This window comes from Roseibium sediminicola (genome assembly GCF_023156505.1).
GTDB classification, from domain to species: domain Bacteria; phylum Pseudomonadota; class Alphaproteobacteria; order Rhizobiales; family Stappiaceae; genus Roseibium; species Roseibium sediminicola.
The window spans coordinates 1-22,047 of sequence record NZ_JALNMJ010000025.1 but is presented as its reverse complement, the minus strand read 5'-3'; the positions used below and the strand labels follow the sequence as shown (position 1 = coordinate 22,047).

At 61.7% G+C, this 22,047-nt stretch carries 16 protein-coding genes; 10 read left to right on the top strand and 6 right to left on the bottom strand.

Annotated features, from left to right (window positions below):
* Positions 1–67 precede the first annotated feature (67 nt).
* The 9 genes from M0H32_RS24825 to M0H32_RS24785 all read left to right on the top strand — a co-directional run bounded on the left by M0H32_RS24825 (position 68) and on the right by M0H32_RS24785 (position 14,415).
* Entirely contained in the window at positions 68–2,512 is a 2,445-nt protein-coding gene (locus tag M0H32_RS24825) for a methyl-accepting chemotaxis protein (RefSeq protein ID WP_248158814.1), read from the top strand.
* Between the two features lie 169 nt (positions 2,513–2,681).
* Complete coding sequence (locus M0H32_RS24820) at positions 2,682–3,899, top strand: WD40 repeat domain-containing protein (RefSeq protein WP_248158811.1); 1,218 nt, start codon at positions 2,682–2,684, stop codon at positions 3,897–3,899.
* 234 nt (positions 3,900–4,133) lie between these two features.
* Positions 4,134–6,011, top strand: coding sequence for a diguanylate cyclase (locus M0H32_RS24815; RefSeq protein WP_248158808.1), 1,878 nt, complete (start codon positions 4,134–4,136; stop codon positions 6,009–6,011).
* A gap of 148 nt (positions 6,012–6,159) precedes the next feature.
* Complete coding sequence (locus tag M0H32_RS24810) at positions 6,160–7,068, top strand: metal ABC transporter substrate-binding protein (protein WP_248158805.1); 909 nt, start codon at positions 6,160–6,162, stop codon at positions 7,066–7,068.
* Between the two features lie 115 nt (positions 7,069–7,183).
* Positions 7,184–8,092, top strand: coding sequence for a manganese/iron ABC transporter ATP-binding protein (locus tag M0H32_RS24805; protein WP_425607363.1), 909 nt, complete (start codon positions 7,184–7,186; stop codon positions 8,090–8,092).
* A complete protein-coding gene (locus M0H32_RS24800) occupies positions 8,092–8,970 on the top strand; it encodes a metal ABC transporter permease (RefSeq protein ID WP_248158801.1) in 879 nt (292 codons plus the stop codon). The genes M0H32_RS24805 and M0H32_RS24800 overlap by 1 nt, the downstream gene beginning before the upstream one ends.
* The gene (locus M0H32_RS24795) at positions 8,970–9,824 is read left to right on the top strand and encodes a metal ABC transporter permease (RefSeq protein WP_248158798.1); all 855 of its coding nucleotides are present in this window, start codon (positions 8,970–8,972) and stop codon (positions 9,822–9,824) included. Before M0H32_RS24800 ends, M0H32_RS24795 begins: the two co-directional genes overlap by 1 nt.
* 252 nt (positions 9,825–10,076) lie before the next feature.
* A complete protein-coding gene (locus M0H32_RS24790; protein WP_248158795.1) occupies positions 10,077–11,255 on the top strand; it encodes an efflux RND transporter periplasmic adaptor subunit in 1,179 nt (392 codons plus the stop codon).
* Positions 11,256–11,271: 16 nt separating this feature from the next.
* A complete protein-coding gene (locus M0H32_RS24785; RefSeq protein ID WP_248158792.1) occupies positions 11,272–14,415 on the top strand; it encodes an efflux RND transporter permease subunit in 3,144 nt (1,047 codons plus the stop codon).
* Positions 14,416–14,638: 223 nt separating this feature from the next.
* Here the strand turns inward: M0H32_RS24785 and M0H32_RS24780 are convergent, their stop codons facing one another.
* The 4 genes from M0H32_RS24780 to M0H32_RS24765 all read right to left on the bottom strand — a co-directional run bounded on the left by M0H32_RS24780 (position 14,639) and on the right by M0H32_RS24765 (position 18,390).
* Positions 14,639–15,901 (bottom strand): TRAP transporter large permease, encoded by a 1,263-nt coding sequence (locus M0H32_RS24780; protein ID WP_248158988.1) that lies wholly within the window; start codon positions 15,899–15,901, stop codon positions 14,639–14,641.
* Between the two features lie 53 nt (positions 15,902–15,954).
* Positions 15,955–16,506 carry a TRAP transporter small permease subunit gene (locus tag M0H32_RS24775; RefSeq protein ID WP_248158788.1) on the bottom strand — a complete coding sequence of 184 codons (552 nt, stop codon included), beginning with the start codon at positions 16,504–16,506 and terminating at the stop codon, positions 15,955–15,957.
* Between the two features lie 273 nt (positions 16,507–16,779).
* Entirely contained in the window at positions 16,780–17,802 is a 1,023-nt protein-coding gene (locus tag M0H32_RS24770) for a TRAP transporter substrate-binding protein (protein WP_248158785.1), read from the bottom strand.
* Between the two features lie 30 nt (positions 17,803–17,832).
* The gene (locus tag M0H32_RS24765; RefSeq protein WP_248158782.1) at positions 17,833–18,390 is read right to left on the bottom strand and encodes a gluconokinase; all 558 of its coding nucleotides are present in this window, start codon (positions 18,388–18,390) and stop codon (positions 17,833–17,835) included.
* A 132-nt stretch (positions 18,391–18,522) separates the two neighbouring features.
* On the opposite strand from M0H32_RS24765, the gene gntR reads away from it, so the two are divergent.
* Entirely contained in the window at positions 18,523–19,527 is a 1,005-nt protein-coding gene (gene gntR, locus M0H32_RS24760) for an HTH-type transcriptional regulator GntR (RefSeq protein WP_345779363.1), read from the top strand.
* 26 nt (positions 19,528–19,553) lie between these two features.
* Here gntR and M0H32_RS24755 read toward each other — a convergent pair whose 3' ends face one another.
* Together M0H32_RS24755 and M0H32_RS24750 are read right to left on the bottom strand one after the other, a co-directional pair.
* Positions 19,554–20,786 (bottom strand): MFS transporter, encoded by a 1,233-nt coding sequence (locus tag M0H32_RS24755; RefSeq protein WP_248158778.1) that lies wholly within the window; start codon positions 20,784–20,786, stop codon positions 19,554–19,556.
* Positions 20,787–20,942: 156 nt separating this feature from the next.
* Positions 20,943–21,713: a substrate-binding periplasmic protein gene (locus M0H32_RS24750; RefSeq protein WP_248158776.1), complete on the bottom strand. Its 771-nt coding sequence runs from the start codon at positions 21,711–21,713 to the stop codon at positions 20,943–20,945.
* Positions 21,714–22,047: the final 334 nt, after the last annotated feature.

Here is a 22,047-nt window from a genome sequence, read left to right as displayed (position 1 = left end):
CGTCCCGAAAAACTGCATCAATTCATTAACCCCCTGCGCTTTCACTTAAGGAAACTGCGGGGGAAACATGTCCAAGCTGCTTACACCATTGAAGAATGCCCGCTTCTCCGCGAAGGTCGGCGGCGGGTTTGTCACCATGATCCTGGTGGCTGCGGCGGTTGGCGCCGTCGGCACGGCCGCGATCCTCGGGCTCCGGTCCCAGTCGGATGTCAGCGCCAAGGCGACCACAGCCATGGCCAATCTGCAGCAGGTCGCCCAGGCGCAGGAAGCTTATCTCTCCGGCCGCAGCGCCGAGCTTGCCGATGCCGCTGCCGCGCAAATCGCTCAGCTTGAAGCCTCGCTGGTGGCGCTCGACGAGGTGTCGGGCACGGGCAGCGGCCACGAAGCGACTGAAGAAGCGATTGCTCTGGTCGGCCGCCTGAGCGGCGAGTTCGAGGGCGTGGTTGTCGCGGTTGAAAACCGGCGTACCCAGGTCGACAAGCTTCTGCGTTCGGCCGTCGGTCTGGAAACGCAGGCGGTGCGGATCACCGATCAGATGACCAAGATCCAGCGCGATGCCGGCAGTGCGGCCAAGAAGGCCGATGGCAGCCGCAACCGGGGCGACAAGATCGGCCGGGGCCTCTCCGACATCGAGGACGGCGCGGCGGAGCTTGTGGCGTTGATGGCCGAGGCAGGCGCGGGTGCTGACCTCACGGCGGAGATTTCCACCACTGTTCTGGCTGGCATCGAGGACATGGAAAAGACAGCCAAGAAATCTGCCAAGCTCAAGGTCGACGGGGTGGATGCCGCGAAACTGAAGGATTTTGCCGAGGCCGCCAAGGGCCTTGCCGCGAAACTGCCGAAGCCCGAGGGCGAAGGCGCGCAGCCGGGTCCGGTCGCCGCATCATTGGCGGCTGAGTTGGTTGCTGGCTTGAGCGATCTTCACGATCGTGCCTCCGCCTTGCGCAAGGAGGTTTACGCGGCAACCGACGAGGCCAAGAAGATCGCCGGCGCGGCGTCCTCCAAACTCGGCATTGTCGAACTGGTCAATGTGAACGCGTCGAAATTCCTGCGGGCTTCGCTGGAAATCCGCTCCGCGACCATGGAGTTCTTCGCAGGCTTTGAATCTATGGGCGCAGACGAAGTCGTCAACCGGATCGAGACCCTGCGCTATCTGGCGAACCTCCTCAAGGCCGACAGCGCCGCGTTCCCAGAAATCACCGATGCGGTGGCGGCGATCGAGCAGGAAGTCTCTGCCTACGAGACCGAATTTGCCGGCATGGTGACGGCCAAGGATGCCTTCGACATCAAACGGGAATCGCTTGTGGCAATCTCGGCCGATGTCCGGCGGGTGATTGCCGGTCTGACCGAAGCGCAGTCCGCCAGTGCCTATGCCCGCGCCGATACCGCGCTCGGGCTGATTGCGGTGGCGCTTGTGGCGGCGGTGGTTGTCGGCGGCCTCCTGGCCTTTGTCCTGTCCCTTGTCATCACGCGGCCGACCCGGTCGCTGACCGAAGCCATGGGGCGTCTGGCGGAAGGCGATATCGATGTGACGATTCCGTCCACCGATCAGCGCGATGAAATCGGTGACATGAGCCGGACGGTCCAGGTGTTCCAGGAAAATGCCCGTGAGCGCGTCCGCCTCGAAGGCGAGGCCAATGCCCATCGCGAGGCCCAGAATGCCCGCCAGGTGGAGATCGAACGGCTGATCGCCGGCTTCCGTGAGGAGGTCCAGGGGCTGCTCGGCGCCCTCGATGAGACGGCCGCGGGCATGTCGCGAACATCGTCGGCGCTCGGCGGCATTGCCGAAAGCAGTGCGGCCCAGGCGGGCGACACGGCCCGCGTCAGTGAAGATGCCAGCATGAGCGTTGAAAACGTGGCCGGCGCGGCGGAGGAATTGTCCGCCTCCATCGCCGAAATCGGTGACCAGGTGCAGCGCTCCTCCGACATCGTTACCTCGGCCACAAGTGCGGTGCACGAGACCAACGGAAAGGTTCAGGGCCTGGCGGAAGCTGCTTCCAAGATCGGCGAAGTGGTCACGCTCATTCAGGCGATTGCCGAGCAGACCAATCTTTTGGCACTCAACGCCACGATCGAGGCAGCGCGGGCCGGTGAAGCCGGCAAGGGCTTCGCGGTGGTCGCAGCGGAAGTGAAGGAACTGGCGACCCAGACCTCCAAGGCAACGGAGGAGATCTCCTCGCAGATCCAGACCATCCAGTCCTCCACCAGCGAGGCCGTGACGGCGATCGCTGCGATCTCCGACACGATGGAAGAGGTCAATGGCTACACCCAGGCGATTTCGGCCGCGGTCAGCCAGCAGGGCTCGGCGACAAACGAAATCTCCGGAAACGTCCAGCGGGCCGCGCAAAGCACGCAGGCTGTGCAGTCAAACATGGCCCGTCTCGCACAAGCCGTCGATGAGACCAAGGAAGCTTCGGGCGATGTCCTGACCGCGTCCGGCGATCTCAGCAACCGCAGCGGCGACTTGAAACGGGGCATCGAGACTTTCCTCAACCGGGTCGCTGCGGCCTGACTTGAGAGGATCTCGGTTCAATTCGAGCCTCCGGCCGTTCGGCCGGAGGCTTTTTGTTTGGGCACCCTCTCTTCTTTTGGCTGTTTTTCAAAATCTTAAAACTATTGATTGAGTGTGTTTCTGCGTTGCGCAACCCGCGCTCCGATACAGCCTCAAGGGAGGAGCAGTCATGAGCATTTCAGAACGGCCGGAAGCAGAAGACACATCATCGGATTATCCGGTCTTCGCCCCTTATGCGCAGCTTGGCGCAAAACTCGTCGGATCCAACGCGCTTGGCGACAGCCAGCAGGGCACCGTCGCGATTTCCGCGGACGGGACGACCGCCGTGGTCGGTGGCAGCAACGACAACGAGGGCACCGGGGCGATCTGGATATTTGTCCGGAGCGGCGACAGCTGGACTCAGCAGGGTGCAAAGCTGACCGGCAGCGATGGCGTCGGAGCCCCGGGTCTTGGAACCTCGGTTGCAATTTCAGAGGACGGCAACACCGTGATTGCCGGCGGCAGCGGTGACAACGGTCTTGTGGGCGCGGCGTGGGTCTTTACCCGCACAAACGGGATCTGGACGCAACAGGGCGCCAAACTGGTCGGGTCGGGCTATGTCGGTGAACCGATGCAGGGCGCGGCCGTCGGCCTGTCGGCCGATGGCAACACGGCCGCAATCGGCGGCAATGGCGATGATTATGCCGTCGGTGCGGTCTGGATCTTTACCCGCTCGACCGGCACGTGGTCCCAATCCGGCAGCAAGCTCGTCGGTTCCGGTTACAGCGGCAAGGCCAACCAGGGCGCCGCGCTGGCTCTGTCGGGGGACGGGCAGACGCTTGTCATCGGCAGTGCTCTGGAAGTGCAGGACACGGCGCCGGTCTGGGTCTTCGCCAATTCCGGCGGTTGGCAGCAACAGGGCAACTATCTGACAGGCTCCGGCGGCGTGCCGGACCCGTATGGCCAGAATACGGCGCTCGCTGTCTCCCATGATGGAAGCACGTTCGTTCTGGGTGAAAACCAGGACAACGGCCAGACCGGCGCGACCTGGATCTTCACGCGCACCAGCGGCATCTGGACCCAGGAGGGCAGCAAGCTTGTCGGGACCGGGGCAACGGGAACGGCCGGGCAGGGCGGCGCGGTCGCCATATCGTCGGATGGCAAGACGATTGCCGTTGGCGGCGACGACGACAATTCCGATGAGGGGGCCGTCTGGGTCTTTCAGAAAAACTCCGGTACCTGGCTGCAATGCGGCGAGAAACTGGTGGGTACGGGAGCGTCCGGCAAGGCTCTTCAGGGAACGTCCGTGGCGCTCAGTGGAGATGGGCGGACCATTCTGTCGGGTGGCCCCGGCGACAACTCCATGACCGGCGCCACCTGGGTCTTCGCGGCGCAGTTTATTGCCTGACGACACTCGAAACCCTGGCCAAGTCTCCAGCCCATTCGCTCCTGGCTGGGCTGGAGGCCGTCATATCTGGTCGATCGGGTACAGTCAGGGAAAAATGATGATGTATTTAAAATTGAGTGGTCCAGTTTCGGAACAAAATTGATTTTCATCGTAAATATTACGAGGTGCCCAGTTCGGGTAACAGTTAAATTGGTAAGACTATTTGGATAGTTTCCTTTGCGGAGGGACCTGGAAATGTTCAAAGCGACAAGCACCTTACCTTTGCTGATTGCGTCTGTTTTGGGCGGTGTTGTCGCCGCTGGTTTCCTCGGCGTCTCGGCGAAACGCGAATTGACAAGTTTCCAAACAGGCGAATATGCCGCCATGGAGCGCTCGTCGAACGATGCGGCCGCGTATATCCGAGACTTTGTCGAGCGGCGCAAAGTGCTGGTTCAGGCTTTTGCCAAGAATCACGCCGAGCTGTTGAATACGCTGGTGAAGAACCCGGAAGAAGAAGACCTGGACACGAAAATCCGATCGCTCGTCTCGGACTATTTTCCAGGACATTTTACATACGTCGCCCGACGGTCTGACGGCGAGTTTGTACCTGATGATCTAGGTGAGTTTGTAGGGCAGGCCTGCCGAACGGACATGCATGAGTTTGCGCTTGTCTCTGCGGTCGAAAAACTACATGGGCATGCGGGCAACGCTGTTGCTCCGGACTATCATCCTTTCATCCATCCTCAGGCCCACAACTATCATTTTGATCTGAGTGCGCGCTGGACCGCGACCGACGAGACCAGCGGGCTCCTGATGATCAGCTTCCGGCCACAGGAACTGGTTCGTATTCTTCATGGCCATGAATTGCCGCATCACCGGCTGGTCCTGCTGAGAAACGACCGCCCCGAGTTGATTGAGGCAACGGCAGCCGGGTGGCGGGAGACTTTCGACCGCGAGGGCACCTTGAGCGAAGAGGAAGCCGCGTCGATACCCGGACGGGTGGCAGTTGCGGGCACCAGATGGGATGTCGCCTACCTTCCGTCCCTAGATTATCTCGCGGATACCAGAGGGCGGATCTACCAGACCACGGCCCTGAGCATTGGGCTCATTCTTGTTTTTCTCGGGATCCTGATCTTCTGGTACGTGCTGTCGGAAGCCGCAAGAAAGAAGGCGGCCGCAGAGAAGGCGGGTCTCTTGCGTCAATCCGAAAGGGATCGTTTGTCCCTGCAGACCCTGATCGATGTCATTCCCGTACCGATCTACCGTCGCAACGGTGATGGGCGCACGGACCTTATCAACCAGGCCTTTGCCAGCCTGCATGGCCGGAAACCCGACGATATTCTCGGCAAGACGACCACGGAGATCTATGGCGAAGATGTTGCCAAATGGATCGAGGAGACAGATCAGGATCTGCTTGATAGCCCTCAGAACCGCCATGTCTATGAGCGCCAGATCGTGCCGGACAATGGCATGCCGGCCCGGGATGTCGTGATCTACAAGGCCAGAATGGTGCTGGACGGCGAAAGCCGGCCCTCCATTGTCGGGGCGGCGGTGGATGTCACGGAAGAAAAGGCCCTGCGCCGGAAGCTGGAGCAGCTGGCGACAACCGACCCGCTGACCGGGCTTGCGAACCGTCGCCGCTTCATGGAAGTCGCGGAAGACGAGGTGGCGCGGGCGAAGCGCTACGGTCAGGTTCTGTCTTTACTCACGCTGGACATCGATCATTTCAAATCGGTCAACGACACCTATGGCCACGACATGGGCGACGAAGCGATCAAGGCGGTCAGCCGGGTCATCGAAGGCGAACTCCGCGACGGTATTGACCTCGCCGCCAGGGTTGGCGGCGAGGAGTTCTCCGTGCTGCTGCCGTCCACCGACCGCTGTGGCGCGATGGCCGTTGCCGAACGCATCCGGCAGAAGATCGCGGCAACGGAAATCCAGCATCGCGGCGAAATGATTTCCGTGACCGCCAGCCTGGGTCTTTCGAGTTGGGCGCCCCTGGACACGCTGCACAGTCTTGATGATTTCCTGAACCATGCGGACAAGGCGCTTTATGCGGCCAAGCATGGCGGCCGCAATCAGACGGTCTGTTTTGAAGAAATGGAAAACGTCGCCAGCACCAAGGCCGGCTGACTTTGCTCAAATTTCTCGGATGTGCCTCGACCCGCCCCTGAACGGGCAATTTTTTAGCTCTCATGAAACTGCAACTCATTCGCAACTGGCTTGACAGTTGCAAATGATTTGCAATATCACTTGCAGGAAGATAACCTCTTACCCGGACATGGTGATGCTCAAAAAACTGGTTCTGACTGCTTCTCTCACGGCGCTTGCCGCGGGTCTGTCCTCGGCTGCACTCGCTGCGGACAAGATGAAGGTGGTCACCACCTTCACCGTACTCGCCGATATTGCCCAGAATGTCGCCGGCGATGCCGCCGAGGTGGTGTCCATCACCAAGCCGGGCGCGGAGATCCATGGCTATCAGCCGACACCTCAGGACATTGTCCGGGCATCCGACGCGGATCTGATCCTGTGGAACGGCATGAACCTGGAGCTGTGGTTCGAACAGTTCCTGTCCAACCTGGGCGACGTGCCGTCTGCGACCCTGACCGACGGCATCGATCCGATTGCGATCAGCTCGGGCTCCTATCAGGGCAAGCCCAATCCCCATGCCTGGATGGGCCTCGACAATGCGCTGATCTATATCGACAACATCGAAAAGGCATTTGCTAAACACGATCCGGACAATGCATCGGTCTATGAGCAGAACGCAGACGCCTATAAGGAAATGCTCAGGGCCACCATTGAACCCCTGCGCCAGGCGGTCGCCGAAATCCCGGAAGACCGGCGCTGGCTGGTGACCTGTGAAGGCGCCTTCAGCTACCTTGCGCGCGATTTCGGCATGAAGGAACTCTATCTGTGGCCGATGAATGCCGATCAGGTCGGTACGCCGCAACAGGTCCGCTCCGTGATTGACGGCGTAAGAGACAATGAGATCCCGGTCGTGTTCTGCGAGAGCACGGTCAACACCGCGCCCGCCAAGCAGGTCGCGCGCGAAACGGGTGCCAGCTACGGCGGCGAGCTCTATGTCGATTCCTTAAGCGAGGCCGACGGCCCGGTGCCGACCTACCTGGATCTCCTGAAGGTGACCTCCGGCACGGTCGCGGAAGGATTGAAGTCCGCGACGGACTGAATGGGTCCGGACCTTCTCGACCTGATGGCATGCGCTGCAGAGCAGCGATTGTGAACGCGTGAATTGTGCATTTTAATAGGCGAGGCCGATGCTGCAGTTAGTCAGGGATGCGGAAATGGACATGACCGCCCAAGCGGATGACGGTGGCCTGTCCGCCGAAGACGTGACCGTAACCTACCGGAACGGTCACACGGCCCTGTGGAACGCCAGTTTTACCATTCCGCGCGGCACGGTGACCGCGCTGGTCGGCGTCAACGGTGCCGGCAAGTCGACCCTCTTCAAGGCGATCATGGGCTTTGTGCCGGCAGCCAAGGGCCGGATCCGGATCCTCGGTCTTCCGGTCAAGGAGGCGCTCCGCAAGAACCTGGTCGCCTATGTGCCCCAGTCGGAAGAGGTCGACTGGTCCTTCCCGGTGCTGGTCGAAGATGTCGTCATGATGGGCCGATACGGCCAAATGGGATTCCTGCGCAGGCCGAAAAAAGCGGATCACGAAGCCGTCGAAGAGGCGCTCCGGCGCGTCAACATGCAGGACTTCCGCCATCGGCAGATCGGCGAGCTTTCGGGCGGCCAGCGCAAGCGGGTTTTTCTGGCACGGTCGCTCGCCCAGGACGGACAGGTGATCCTCTTGGACGAGCCCTTCACCGGAGTGGATGTGAAGACCGAGGAACAGATCGTCGCCCTTTTGAAGGAACTCAGGGACGAAGGCCGGGTAATGCTGGTCTCGACCCACAATCTCGGTTCCGTCCCGGAATTCTGCGACCGGACGGTGCTGGTCAAGGGCACGGTGCTCGATTACGGCCCGACGGAAACCACCTTCACCCGTGACAATCTGGAAAAGGCCTTTGGCGGTGTCCTGCGCCATTTCACCATTTCCGACCAGACCCTGCACACCGATGGCGACCAGCGCACGGTCACCATCCTGACCGACGACGAACGGCCCTTTGTGCAATATGGCGATAAGGTTCAGACCAGCACGGTGGCACCCGGCGACGGCGAAGGTGTGCCGGAAGAGGCCGACAAATAATGGACGTGCTTCTGGAGCCTTTCACCTACAACTACATGACCAACGCTATGTGGGTGTCCGCCCTCGTTGGCGGCGTTTGCGCCTTTCTCTCCGCCTACCTGATGTTGAAGGGCTGGTCGCTGATCGGCGATGCCCTGTCCCATTCCGTCGTTCCCGGCGTTGCCGGGGCCTATATTCTGGGGCTGCCGTTTTCGCTTGGCGCCTTCATCGCCGGCGGGATGGCGGCCGGCGCCATGCTGTTCCTGTCCGAACGCTCCGGTCTCAAGGTCGACGTGATCATCGGCCTGATTTTCACGTCCTTTTTTGGCCTTGGCCTGTTCATCGTCTCCGTCAATCCGATGTCGGTCTCCATCCAGACCATCACCATGGGCAACATTCTGGCGATCACGCCGGAGGACACGCTGCAGCTCGCCATTATCGGTTTTGTCTCGCTGGCGATCCTGCTCGCCAAATGGAAGGACCTGATGGTCACCTTCTTCGATGAGAACCACGCGCGCACAATCGGCCTGAAACCAGGGCTGCTGAAAGCGATCTTCTTCGTGCTGCTGTCAGCCTCCGTTGTCGCGGCCATGCAGACAGTCGGTGCCTTTCTGGTCATCGCCATGGTGGTGACCCCGGGCGCGACCGCCTATCTGATCTGCGACCGCTTTCCGCGTCTGATCGCGCTTTCCGTCGCCATCGGCGCGCTGACGAGTTTCCTGGGGGCCTATGCGAGTTATTTCCTTGATGGCGCCACCGGCGGCATCATCGTCACCCTGCAAACGCTGATCTTCCTGATGACTTTCCTGCTGGCTCCGAAACACGGCCTCCTGGCCGCCCGCCGCAAGGCCGCCGAAGCGTTGCGCAAGGGGCCGGCGGCACAAGGGGAGGCACTCTGATGGATCTCGACACGCTTCTGCTGCCGTTCCGCTTTCCCTTCATGCAGAACGCCTTCCTGATCTGCATCATCGTCGCCATTCCGACCGCGCTGCTGTCCTGCTTTCTGGTCATGAAGGGCTGGGCGCTGATGGGTGACGCTGTCAGCCACGCCATCCTGCCGGGCATTGTGCTCGCCTATATTCTCGGCATTCCGTTGCTGATCGGCGCTTTTGCCGCTGGCATGGTCTGTTCGCTGGCGACCGGATATCTCTCCGGCAACAGCCGGGTGAAGCAGGATACGGTCATGGGTGTGGTCTTTTCCGGCATGTTCGGGCTCGGCATCGTGCTTTACGTCTCCATCGAGTCCAACGCCCATCTGGACCACATCCTGTTCGGCAACATGCTGGGCGTCGAGCGCCATGAATTGATCACGGCGGGGATCATCGCGATGGTCGTCGGCGGCCTGCTGGTGCTGAAGTGGAAGGACCTGGTCCTGCACAGTTTCGACGCCGCCCAGGCAAAGGCTTCCGGCCTGCCGGTCAACCTGATGCATTACGGTCTGCTGGCGGCGCTGTCCCTGACCATTGTCGCGACGCTCTCCGCAGCGGGCCTGATCCTGGCCATCGGCCTCCTGATCGCACCAGGCGCTATTGCCTTCCTGCTGGTGCGCACCTTCGGCTCCATGTTGTGGGTGTCCGTTCTGGTCTGCATGGCCTCCATGCTGGCCGGAACCTATGCCAGTTTTTTCCTCGACAGCGCGCCGGCACCGACCATCATCCTGATCCTGACCGGGATCTTCCTGATCGCCTTCATCCGCAGGCAGATCCTTAACCGCCAGACCTCGCTTCGACGGATCGAGGCGGCCGGGGACTGAATGATTGTTCGAGCGGACTGCCAAAGACCCTGATCCGGAACCAGACGTAGCTTTCGGCATCTCCGGGCCCCCTGAAACCGGAAAATTCCGCATTTCAGGGCGGCGGCGGTAGAATTCTTCCCCGTTGGCCGCACTTCCCAATACACTTTGCGACACTAAATCGTTTGGTGGGCTACGGGTTTTGCCGTAGAGCAATGATCGTGGGTGGCACACTGGCGCGGATTCGACTGCGCAGGCTTGGTGGAGCAATCGGTGTCGATTTGGAAACAGCTCTTTTTGACCCTCGTGGTCCTGGTCATCGCGGCCGGTCTCTGGGTTCGCTATTACCCCGGCGCGAATACCTATCTGTCCGCCTGGGGCATTGACTGGCTGGATTTTGCCGTTGCTGACGCAGCGCCTTCGGAAGGCGACAAACCGCAGCGCCGCCGGGGCGGACCGCAAGGAGCGGTCGTGACGACGCCGGTTGTCGAGATCACCATCAACGACCGCCTGTCCGCCATCGGCACCAGCACCGCGCTGCAGTCCGTCGCGGTCACGCCCTATACCAGCGGTACCCTGACCGAGGTTCTGGTTCAGTCCGGCGCAACGGTGAAGCCGGACGATGTCATCGCCAAGCTTGATTCCGACGCCGAGCAGATCGCGGTCGAGCGGGCGGCGAATGGTCTGAAGGATGCCGAAGCCCGGCTCCAGCGCATGGAACAGCTGCGCAAGTCCAACACAGCCACTGCTGTCCAGGTCACCGATGCCGAATTGACGGTGGACAATGCGAGGCTTCAACTACGGGAAGCGCAGCTTGCCCTGTCCAGACGCTCGATCGAGACACCGATCGGCGGTGTTGTCGGCATCCTGCCGATCACGGCCGGCAATTACGTGACCTCGCAATCCGTCATTGCCACCATCGACGATCGCAGCGAAGTTCTGGTCGATTTCTGGGTGCCGGAACGCTACGCCTCCGCGATCCGGGTCGGCTCGCCGATCACCGCGACCTCGGTCGCCCGCCCGGGCGAGACCTTCGAAGGCGTGATCAGTGCTGTCGACAACCGCATCGACATCGACAGCCGAACGCTTCAGGTCCGTGCCCGGTTCCCCAATGAGGCCGACAAGCTGCGCGCCGGCATGTCGTTCCAGGTGTCGATGAAATTTCCTGGCGACAACTATCCCGCCGTCGACCCGCTCGCCGTGCAATGGGGCTCCGATGGCGCCTTTGTCTGGGCGGTCCGCGATGGCAAGGGCGTGCGCGTCCCGATCAACATTATTCAGCGCAACACCGACAGCGTGCTGGTCGACGCGGCGCTGACCCCTGCGGACGAAGTTGTCACCGAAGGCATTCATCTGGTCCGCCAGGGCGCGGACGTGACGGTTGCCAACCGCAAACAGGCTCCGGCTGCGGACGCGCCGCCGGAACCGGTCTCCGCCAAAAGCGGTTCCTGAGCTTTGTGAGGCGCTCATGAAAATGGATCGTTTGAAGGATCTCGGGTTCACCGGCCTGTTTGTCCGGCGCCCGGTGCTTGCCTTTGTGATCAACATGCTGATCGTGGTTGCCGGCATTGCCGCGATCTTCGGCATCGAGGTGCGCGAGCTTCCCGACGTGGACCGGCCCGTGATCACGGTGAGCACGGATTACCGCTCCGCTTCCGCCGAGACCATCGACCGGGAGGTGACCGGCCTGATCGAAGGGGCGGTGGCCCGTGTTTCGGGTGTCAAGGCGATCTCTTCCTCATCCTCGTTCGGGCGCAGCCGTGTGGTGGTCGAATTCGCCGACGAGGTCGATCTCGACGTCGCCGCCTCGGATATGCGGGATGCGCTTGGCCGCATTCTCAACGACATGCCGGAAGACGCCGATCCCTCGCGTATCATCAAGGCCGATGCCAACGCGCAGCCGGTTGTCCGCCTGGCGCTGACCTCTGACCGCATGACGGTCGAGGACATGACCGTGCTGGTGGAAGACCAGGTTTCCGACACCCTGGCAGCGGTGCCGGGTGTCGCCGATGTCCAGGTCTATGGCGATCGCGAGAAAATTTTCCGGATCGACATCGACCAGGCCAAGATGGCCAGCCTTAACCTGACCATCGCCGATGTTGCCAATGCTTTGTCCTCCATGGCCTTCGACACGCCTGCCGGTTCGCTGACCAGCCCAACCCAGGACCTGATCGTGCGCGCGAGCGCGGCTGTCAACTCGCCGGAAGCCTTCGAGAACATCATCATCAACCGCCGGGCGCGGCTCCGTGACTTTGTCACCGTCACCCTCGGGCCCGATCTCGGCCAGACCCAGCTGCGGGCAAACGGCAAGTCCGGCATCGGTCTTGGCGTGATCCGTTCGGCCCAGTCGAACACGCTCGAGATTTCCAAAGGCGTGCGCGCCGCCGCCGCGCGCATACAGGAAACCCTGCCGGAAGGCACCAATATCGAGGTCACCAGCGACGACGCCATCTTCATCAACGGCGCCATCAATGAAGTCGAGATCGCACTCGCCATAGCGGTCTCCATCGTGCTGCTGATCATCTATATCTTTCTCTGGGACTGGCGTGCGACTATCATTCCGGGCGTGTCGCTGCCTGTTGCGCTGATCGGCACATTGGCGGCGATTTATCTGGCCGGATTCTCGATCAACATCCTGACTCTGCTGGCCCTGGTGCTGGCGACGGGCCTGGTGGTCGATGACGCCATCGTCGTTCTGGAAAACATCGTCCGCCGCCGCAACGAGGGCATCGGTCCGCGCGCGGCCGCCGTCCTTGGCACGGAGGAAGTCTTCTTCGCGGTGCTGGCAACGACCGCCACGCTGATCGCGGTCTTCGTACCCCTGTCCTTCCTGCCCGGGCAGACCGGCGGTCTCTTCCGTGAATTCGGCTTCGTTCTGGCGATTGCCGTCTTCCTGTCCTCGATTGTGGCCCTGTCCCTGTGTCCGATGCTGGCTTCCCGGATCCTGAAATCCGGCACGGATCTGGGCAAGCAGGGTGCCTCGAATGGACACAGCGGCCCCGTCGGCGCGTTCGGCCGCTTCCTGAGCGGCCTCTACAGGCGCTGCCTGCACTGGTGCCTGGACGCGCCCGTTGTGGTCGTGGCCATTTCGCTTCTGTTCGCGGCGACGGCAGGTGTCCTGTTCGGAACGCTGAAATCCGAACTGACCCCATCTGAGGACCGGTCGCTCGCCTTCCTGCGCATCTCAGCGCCGCAAGGGGTCAGCTTGGACTACCTTTCCCAGCAGATGCGCGGCATCGAGGAGCTTCTGGAGCCCTACCGCGAGAGCGGAGAAATCAACAGCATCTTCTCCATTGCCGGGGCGCGAGGCTCCAAGAACACCGGCTTCATGGTGATGCGTCTGGCGCCCTGGGAAGATCGCGCTCGCTCGCAGCAGGAAATCCTCGCCGAGGTCAACGGGCTGGTGCGCAATGTACCGGGCGTGCGCGCCTTCGCGTTCCAGCCCAACAGCCTGGGCATTCGCGGCGCGGGCTCGGGCCTGCAATTTGCCGTGGCCGGCAGCATTCCCTATGCACAGCTTGGCGAGACGGCCGAGAAGATCATCGCCGAGATGGAAAAGGATCCGCGTTTTCGTCAGGTCCGTCTGTCCAGCGAGGCGACCCAGCCGCAGTTGTCGGTGTCCGTCGACCGGGAACGGGCTTCCGATCTCGGCATCGACATCAACGGCCTGGGCAACGCGATGCAGGCCATGCTCGACGGGCGCAAGATCGGCCAGGTGTTCATCAACGACCAGGCCTATGATGTGAAATTCGTCTCGACCACCAACCCGATCAATGACCCGACCGATATGGAGAACATTTTTATCAAGACCGGGGACGGACGGTTCGTGCCGGTGTCGACCATCGCCAGCCTTGAGGAAAAGGCGGTGCCGCCGGCTCTGGAACGCGAATACCAGATGCGTTCGGTTGCCGTGACTTCGGCGCTGGCGCCGGATTTCGCGCTTGGCAGCGCCTATGCGGAAGCGCTCCGGATCGCCGAACCGCTGCTGCCGCCGGGCGCGCGCATCGTACCGCTCGCCGAGACGGCAACGCTGGGCGAGCAGTCTTCGTCGATGACGCGCACCTTCGGATTTGCCATCGTCATCATCCTGCTCGTGCTGGCGGCCCAGTTCGAGAGCTTCGTCAGCGCCATCATCATCATGGCGACCGTACCGCTGGGCCTTGCCTGCGCGGTCTTCGCGATGCTGCTGACCGGCACGACGCTGAATGTCTATTCGCAGATCGGGCTGGTGCTTCTGGTCGGTATCATGGCCAAGAACGGTATCCTGATCGTCGAATTCGCCAACCAGCTGCGCGACCGCGGCCAGGGCGTTCGCGAAGCGATCGAGAATGCCGCCAATATCCGGCTGAGGCCCGTGATGATGACAATGATCTGCACGATCGTTGGCGGCGTGCCGCTGATCATGGCAAGCGGCGCGGGCGCCGAAGCGCGCATCGCGCTCGGCTATGTCATTGTCGGCGGCCTTGGCCTGGCTACGGTCTCAACCCTGTTCCTGACCCCGGTGGCCTATCTGCTGCTCGGCCGCTTCATTACCCCGGCGGCCCATGAAGAGGAACGGCTCCACAATGAAATAGATGCCGCGCGCTCTCTGGAGCAACAGCCCGGGGAGTAGGGCAGGGGCTGTAGCATCCTGCAAACTTGGTCCCCCCTCCCTCGTCATCCCGGCCTAGCGTAGCGCGAGCCGGGATCGGGGAGCCACGAGACCAACAATGGCGCACGGGCTCCCCGGTCCCGGATCTCCGCTTCGCTTCGTCCGGGATGACTGGGAGAGGGGTAGTCGAAAAAGAAAACCGCCCGCGTTTTCACGGGCGGTTGTTGTTTTTCCGAAGCGTTTCCTACCGCCCGGTGATGCCGGGGAAAAACAGCAGGATCCCGACCGCCAGGATCTGCAGCGCGATGAACGGCAGCAGGGAGCGGAAGATGGTTGCCAGGGTGATGTCCGGTGGCGCCACGCTTTTTAGGTAAAACGCGGCGGGCCCAAAGGGTGGCGACAGGAACGAGACCTGCATGTTCATGCAGAACAGCACCCCGAACCAGACCGGGTCATAGCCCAGATCCTTGATGATCGGCACGAAGATCGGCATTGTCAGGAGCGCGATCCCGACCCAGTCCAGGAACATGCCGAGCACGAACAGGATCAGCATCATGAACAGCAAGATGATGGTCGGGTTGTCGGAAATGCCGGAAATCAGCGCCGAGACGAACTTGATGCCGCCCATCAGGTTGAAGACGCCGACCAAAGCGCTGGCGCCAATGCCGATCCAGACGATCATGCCGACGGTCTGAAGCGTCTGCAGGGCGGCGCCCTTCAGCAGTCCGAGTGAGAATTCACCGCGCACGACGGTTGACAAGAGCACTCCGGCAACGCCGACGGCGGAGGCCTCGGTGACGCTGGCGACCCCGCCATAGATGGATCCGAGCACACCGGCGACCACCATCAGCGGCAGGATCAGGCCCTTGAGGAGACGGATTTTCTCATCCAACGGCACCGGGTCGCCATCCGGGATCGGAGCCACCTTCGGATTGAGATAGGCCCGGATCAGCACATAGGCGACATAAAATCCGGCCAGCATCAGGCCGGGCACGAAGGCGGCGGTGAAGAGGTCGCCGACCGAGACGTTGGCGGTCAGTCCGTAGATGATCAGGACGATCGAGGGCGGCACCATGGTGCCGAGCGCGCCGCCTGCGCAGACAACGCCGATCGCCAGGTGCTTGTCATAGCCAAGCCGCAGCATCTGGGGCAGGGCGACAAGGCCAAGCAGCACCACTTCGCCGCCGATGATACCGCTCATCGCGGCCAGGATCACGGCCACGATGATGGTCTGGATGGCAACCCCGCCGCGCAGGCGGCCGCCAACCAGCTTCATGGCGTCGAACAGGTCCCGGGCAATGCCAGACCGGTCGAGGATCGCCGCCATCAGCACGAACATCGGCACGGAGACAAAGACGAAGGAGCCGACAAAGGAATAGACCCGGCTGGTGATCAGCGGCACCACCATCGGGCCGAACCAGCCAAGGGCGAAGATCAGCGCAACCAGAAGCGTGACGAAGGCGAGGGGAATGCCGGAGACAAGCAGCACCAGCAGCATCGCAAACATGAGCAGGGTGCCGGTCTCGATGCCGAGGCCTTGGAGGGAGCCGAAGAAATCTATCACTTGCGCCCCCTGGCGTAGTTATAGGCAAGGATCAGGAACTGGACGGCCATAACGGTCATGATGACGAGCAGGAAGACCTTGATCAGGCCGGGAAAGACGGGATCCCAGGCGCTGCCGGAGCGCTCCAGGCGGAAGCTGCCATCCGGGCGGAAGGCCGCCTTTTGCACCATCAACCAGGACGCCCAGGCAAAGAAGGCGCTTGCCATCATGCAAATCAGCGAGATGACCACGTCGAAGACCCGGCGCATGCGGGGTGGCAGGCTGTCATAGATCAGCACCACCCGGATATGCCGGTCGCGCGCCGTGCAGTAGAGCCCGCCGTAAAGAAAAGCCATGCCGCAAAGAAAGATGGTGGTCTCATGCGCCCAGATCGTCGGCGCATTGAAGAGATAGCGCAGCACCACTTCATTCAGCAGGATCAGCATCGATAGGACGATGCCCGCGGCAAACAGCAAGCCGCCCTTGTCGATCCAGCGGCCGAGAAGACCCGCTTCGGCGATGGCGCCGGGATCGGGTTCCTTTGGCATGTCTTCGTTCAGTTCCGCCACGGTGTCCTCCCGTTCGTTGCACAAGCACGTCGTCGACGTTTCAGGCCAATGTTCTGGGATCTCTGCAGGCCATCGTCATCCCGGCCAAGCGTAGCGCGAGCCGGGACCGGTGAGCCACCGGCATCGATCGGCGTGAGGCCGTGAAAAGTCTGACAGAAATCGGCTCCCCGGTCCCGGATCGCAGCACAGCTGCGTCCGGGATGACGACAGAGGGGGCCTTGATTTGAAACGGGCGCCCGCAGGCGCCCGTTGAACCACTGCCTGTCGGGCAGCTTACTGCATCAGGCCGTTTTCTTTCAGGTAGCTCGTCAGAACGTCATAGACCTTCTGCGCGTTGTCCGAACGCTCTGCGACCTTGGCCCATTCACCGGTGGCAATGGTGCGAAACTTGGCGCGCTCTTCCGGCGACCAGTCGGTGACGGTGACTTCGCCGCTTGCCTTGGCTTCCGCCACTGCCTCAAGGTCACGCTCGGCGAGTGCTGCGACCTGCGCCTTGGCGAATGCGGCGACGCTTTCTTCCAGAGCGGTCTTCAGGTCATCCGGCAGGGCGTCCCACTTGGCCTTGTTCATGGAGATTTCCACGAGCGGCATGGAGTGGAAGCCGGGATAGACCGGGTTCGGCGCAACCTTATGCATGCCCTGGGCATGGTTGGTGGAAAACACCGTATAGTCGGCGGCATCGATCACGCCCTTGTCGAGCGCGGTGAAGACTTCAGAGCCCGGCAGGTTCACCGGCGCGGCGCCGGCCGCGGCAAACACCTGCTGCACCAGGCCTTCCGGCGCGCGCATCTTCAGGCCTTTCAGGTCGTCGACGCCATTGAGCGGTACTTTCGACACGAAGGCTTCCAGGCCCGGTGTGGTCGCGCCAATGAAATGCAGGCCATAGGGCTCGACCAGCTCGTTCATCAGCTCCTTGCCGCCGCCTTTGCTCATGAAGGCAAACATTTCGTCCGGAGAGGACCAGGCGCCGACCGGGTTGGCGATCAGACCGAAGGCCGGGTCCTTGCCGGCAAAATAGGAGGTGTCGGTGATGTGACCGTCGAGAATGCCGGCCGAGATCGCGTCCTGGGTCTCGTTATGGGCGACGATGGATTCCACAGGCAGCAACTCGATCTCGATCCGGCCGCCGGTCTTTTCCTTGACCGCTTCGGTCCAGCCCTGCTGGAGTTCGAAATTCGGGTTGCCCGCCGGGTCCGAGGACTGGAAGCGGAACGAATAGTCGGCAGCCATGGCCGAGGTTGCAAAAGCGCCGGCCGCGACGGCGGCAAGAGCGGATCTTTTCAGGTGTTTCAGCATGTCTTCCTCCCGTTTAAGGACATCGCATCATCAGGATGCGATGGTTTCAATCGGCGGCGGGGCTTGCCGCAGTTCTTCCAGGGCAATGTCGACAAGCGTGTCAACCGGCCTTGAAATCTCCAATGTGAAACCGGTTTCTCCGGCTTCGAGCGGTTCGAGGGTCGCCAGTTGGCTGTCGAGCAGGGTCTCGCCGACAAAATGGCCCTGACGATTGGCGAGACGCTCCGCGATCAGCGCGCGTGGTCCGCTCAAGTGGATGAAGCGGCACGCGGGCAGGGATGCCCGCAGACGCTCCCTGTAGGCGCGTTTCAGGCTGGAGCAGGCGACGACGGCACCGCCGGTGCAATAAAGCTGCAGGCGGGCCGCCATGGCGACCGCATCCAGCCAGGGCATGCGGTCGGCATCGGTGAGCGCTTCCCCCGCCGACATCTTGCGCTTGTTGGCCGGACTGTGAAAGTCGTCGGCCTCGACCATGCCTACGCCGAGACATTCCGACAGGCGGCGTGCCAAACGGCTTTTGCCGGCACCGCACACGCCCATGACGACGACGGCGCTTTCGCTTCCGGCCTTTGGCAAATCACCCGTCATGGTCGTCCTCAATTGGTGTCTCTGTTGCTCGTATTGAAAATGATAGCGCTAACATTTGTCAATTTTTTTTTTCTGGTCTATCATCCGAAAAATCGACAGTTCGACATTAAATATCTGTAATGGCTGATTAAATTGCGAATAACAATTGCTGATGTAGCCAGGGAAGCTGGTGTTAGCGCTATGACTGTGTCGCGGGCGCTGCGCGATCCGGACAAGGTCTCGGCGAAGACGCTTGAGAAAATCAAGGCGGTTGTCGACCGGCTGGGATATGTGCCCGATCCGGCGGCGAGCGCGCTGGCCGCGGGCAAAACCAATGTCATCGGCGTCATTGTTCCGTCTGTCACCAACAACGTCTTTTCCGATGTCATGCGCGGCATCTACGAAGCTGCCGAAGGCTCGAAATGGCAGATCCAGCTCGGCAATTCCCGCTATTCTCCGCTTGAAGAGGAGAGCCTTGTCCGCACCTTCCTCAGCCAGAAACCCGCCGGCCTGATCCTCTCAGGTCTCGACCAGTCCGAGGAGACCTCGAAACTTTTGATGGGCGCGGACTGCCGCATCGTCCAGATCATGGAATGCGGGCCGGATCCCTTCGACATGATGATCGGATTTTCCCATGTCGACGCCTCCGCCGCCGCGACCCGTCACCTGCTGGACGCCGGCTATGAGCGTCCGGGGTATATCGCCGCCCGGCTCGATCCGCGCAGCCAGCGGCGCCTCGCCGGTTTCAAGGCGGCAGCGGAAAAGGCTGGTGTGTTCGATCCGGCCCGGATCGTGACCACGCCGCGCGCCTCGACCGTCACACTTGGCTGCGAACTGGTTGCCGATCTTCTGTCAAAGGCACCGCAAACGGACGCGATCCTGTGCAACAACGATGACCTTGCGCTCGGCGCCCTGTTCGAATGCCAGCGCCGAGGTCTCAGGATCCCTGAGGACATTGGCCTCTGCGGCTTCAACGACCTTGAGATGATGGCCGCCGCCAATCCGCCGGTCACCTCGGTGCGCACCTTCCGCCTCGCCATGGGCCGGGAGGCATTGCGCATGCTGACCGGCGCGCTCGCCGGCATTGAGCCGGAAACGCCCGTGGTCGATCTGGGCTATGAGGTCATCGCGCGCCAGAGCACGGCACGAGTCGGTTAGGGCGGCCTTGATAGGGCAAAGGGCGGTCAGTCCGCCTTGTCGCTGGCAGCCGCATCCGGATGCAGCGTCCCCACTGACTGGACACCCTGAACGGAGACCGGCGCGACCGGGCCGCTGTGTTCCGGCGCCTCTGAGCGCAATTGCCGGAGCAGGGCGACACAGGCGGTGAAACCGCTGACCGCAGCCATGAACAGGGGCAGACCGGCAGCGCCTGCAAGGCCGATTGCGGCCGGACCGGCAAAAGCGCCGAAGAGAACACCGACATTGAGCGTCAGCACCAGCGTACCGCTCGCAGGCACGATCTGGTTCGGTGCCAGGTGATCGTTGGCATAGGCAACGCACAGCGAATAGACCGGCAGGGACAGGGCACCGACAAGGGCGAAAGCGGGCAGCAGCGTGGTGTCGAAGGCACCGCTGAAGAGGGCCAGGCAAAGTGCCAGATTGGCCAGGGAGAGAAGCGCAATCACCAGACGCCGGTCGGTGCGGTCCGAAAGCCAGCCGACCGGGAACTGCGCGGCGGCGCCTGCCAGCGTGCCGGCGACCAGCAGCCCGGCGGCGTCGCTGGTGCCAAGGCCCACCGCTAGACCGTAAAGCGGGACTGCGACATAGATTGCCGCCTGCAGGATGCCGTTGAAGAAGGCACCCAGCATGGCCGTCGGCGAGATCTTGAAGAACTTGCGCGCCGACAGCCGGTCGGGCGCGGAATAGGCCGGCGCCGGACTGGTCGAGACCAGGAGCGGCACCAGCGACAGCGAAATCAGGATCGAGGCAAGGCCGAACAACAGGCTGCCGCTCATGCTTTCAAAGCCGGCCATCCATTGCCCGATGGAAGCGCCGAGGGTCTGGATGACAAAATAGACCGACAGGGTCAGGGCGCGGGAGCGGTTCTCCGCCTTGGCGTTGAGCCAGCTTTCGGCAATGACATAGAGCCCGGGAAAACAGAGCCCGGACAGGAGCCGCATGGCGGTCCAGCTCCAGAAATCACTGGTCATCAGATGCACGATGGCGGAGATTGAACACAGCGAGGCCAGCGCACCGAAGGCCCGGACATGACCGACCCGTTCCACCAGCCTTGGCGCATAGAGCGAGCCGACCAGCGCGCCGAGCGGATAGGCCGCCTGCATCAGCCCGATGGCGGTCTCCGACAGGCCGATGGCACTGCTGCGCACGCTGAGCAGCGTGACCAGCAGCCCGTTGGAGGCCATCAGCAGCAGCATGCCGGTAAAAAGAGCCCAGTTTTCCTTCAAAGCGCGGATCATTCAAGCGTGATAGCACCAGTGTGTGAGAGCCGGAAAGCGTTTTGGAAGGAGGGATGCTGTTTGGCATCAAGCGTCTGGATTTGCGGGAGGAAACAAGGACTCGTCGGGCAGAGACCGGGTTCAATTCTGTCTGTGCAAACCGTGCGTCTTGCCCGGTCAGGAATTGTCCGGATTGCGGGCAATATAGATCTCGAAATCCTCGACATTGTTGAAAGGCAGATGCTGTTGCAATGAGCCGTCGCGCCACATGGCGGAAATCGCGTCGTTGAGCGTTTCGATCAAGAGGACGGCCCGCGGTTGTGACCCGACCAGTGCGGCGCCATAGACGAACATCGGCTTTTCCGGATCGTGGATAAGGCTGTCGATCCCCGCCTTCTTCATCGCCTGGCGGACCACGAATTCGTCGGAGAGATACGCATCGACGCGACCCCGGTCCACCATGCTGACGGCGGAATGGTCCGAGTTGGTGTAGGTGATGGTGATGTCCTTGTCTTCGAGAATGGTCGGATCGAGGCCGTAGCCAAGCGTCGCGGCCAGGGTCTTGCCGCGCAGCTCTTCCGGTTTGTGCGGAATGGGCATTCCTTCACGGACAAAGACAAAATCCCGCCGGAAAATCATCGGCAGGGTCCGGGTAGTGTTGAAGTCCTGATACTCGAACATTTCGATTTCCAGGATCGGCATCGCGAAATCGACTTCGCCCTGCCTGAGCAGGACCGGGACACGGCGGCTCGGAACCACGGAAAATTCGACGGTGTGACCGGCCTTTCTGAAAATCTCGGTGACGGCGCCGATCAGCATGCCTGACACGCCGTCCTCGTTGACCAGCCCCTCAAGATGGGGAGAGGCAACACGAAACGTGTCGGCCAGGGCGTGCGGGCTGGACAAGCCAAGCAGGATACACAGCAGTGATGAAGCCAAAATCCTCATGAGCTCCTCCGGATCGTCAACCTATCACGATACCAAAAACTTGCGGAAGCTGTTGAGATTGACCAGTCGTCAGAACCAGGCGCGTGATCCCGGGATGGCTTTCCAGCGTATCCCCGCCAGGCTGCAATCGCCTCGGTAAAGGCGCCGGACACAAGGGGAAACGCGCGGACTTCAGCCGGAAGCGCGAATTCAGATCTATGGATGATGCAGAATGCCCGACCTGAGACATAGGTGACAGAACGTTCCGGACACATAGGTAACACTTTCCGTTTTTCGGGAGGTGTAGATGCCGTGGCAAGAGGTGTCCAAAATGGAGGAACGTCTTCGTTTCGTC

What these genes read in the sequence shown, in the direction of transcription:
- M0H32_RS24825 (WP_248158814.1), top strand. Translation starts at nt 68, where the DNA reads ATGTCCAAGCTGCTTACACCATTGAAGAATGCCCGCTTCTCCGCGAAG.
- M0H32_RS24820 (WP_248158811.1), top strand. Translation starts at nt 2,682, where the DNA reads ATGAGCATTTCAGAACGGCCGGAAGCAGAAGACACATCATCGGATTAT.
- M0H32_RS24815 (WP_248158808.1), top strand. Translation starts at nt 4,134, where the DNA reads ATGTTCAAAGCGACAAGCACCTTACCTTTGCTGATTGCGTCTGTTTTG.
- M0H32_RS24810 (WP_248158805.1), top strand. Translation starts at nt 6,160, where the DNA reads ATGGTGATGCTCAAAAAACTGGTTCTGACTGCTTCTCTCACGGCGCTT.
- M0H32_RS24805 (WP_425607363.1), top strand. Translation starts at nt 7,184, where the DNA reads ATGGACATGACCGCCCAAGCGGATGACGGTGGCCTGTCCGCCGAAGAC.
- M0H32_RS24800 (WP_248158801.1), top strand. Translation starts at nt 8,092, where the DNA reads ATGGACGTGCTTCTGGAGCCTTTCACCTACAACTACATGACCAACGCT.
- M0H32_RS24795 (WP_248158798.1), top strand. Translation starts at nt 8,970, where the DNA reads ATGGATCTCGACACGCTTCTGCTGCCGTTCCGCTTTCCCTTCATGCAG.
- M0H32_RS24785 (WP_248158792.1), top strand. Translation starts at nt 11,272, where the DNA reads ATGAAAATGGATCGTTTGAAGGATCTCGGGTTCACCGGCCTGTTTGTC.
- M0H32_RS24780 (WP_248158988.1), bottom strand. Translation starts at nt 15,901, where the DNA reads ATGTTTGCGATGCTGCTGGTGCTGCTTGTCTCCGGCATTCCCCTCGCC.
- M0H32_RS24770 (WP_248158785.1), bottom strand. Translation starts at nt 17,802, where the DNA reads ATGCTGAAACACCTGAAAAGATCCGCTCTTGCCGCCGTCGCGGCCGGC.
- M0H32_RS24765 (WP_248158782.1), bottom strand. Translation starts at nt 18,390, where the DNA reads ATGACGGGTGATTTGCCAAAGGCCGGAAGCGAAAGCGCCGTCGTCGTC.
- M0H32_RS24755 (WP_248158778.1), bottom strand. Translation starts at nt 20,786, where the DNA reads ATGATCCGCGCTTTGAAGGAAAACTGGGCTCTTTTTACCGGCATGCTG.
- M0H32_RS24750 (WP_248158776.1), bottom strand. Translation starts at nt 21,713, where the DNA reads ATGAGGATTTTGGCTTCATCACTGCTGTGTATCCTGCTTGGCTTGTCC.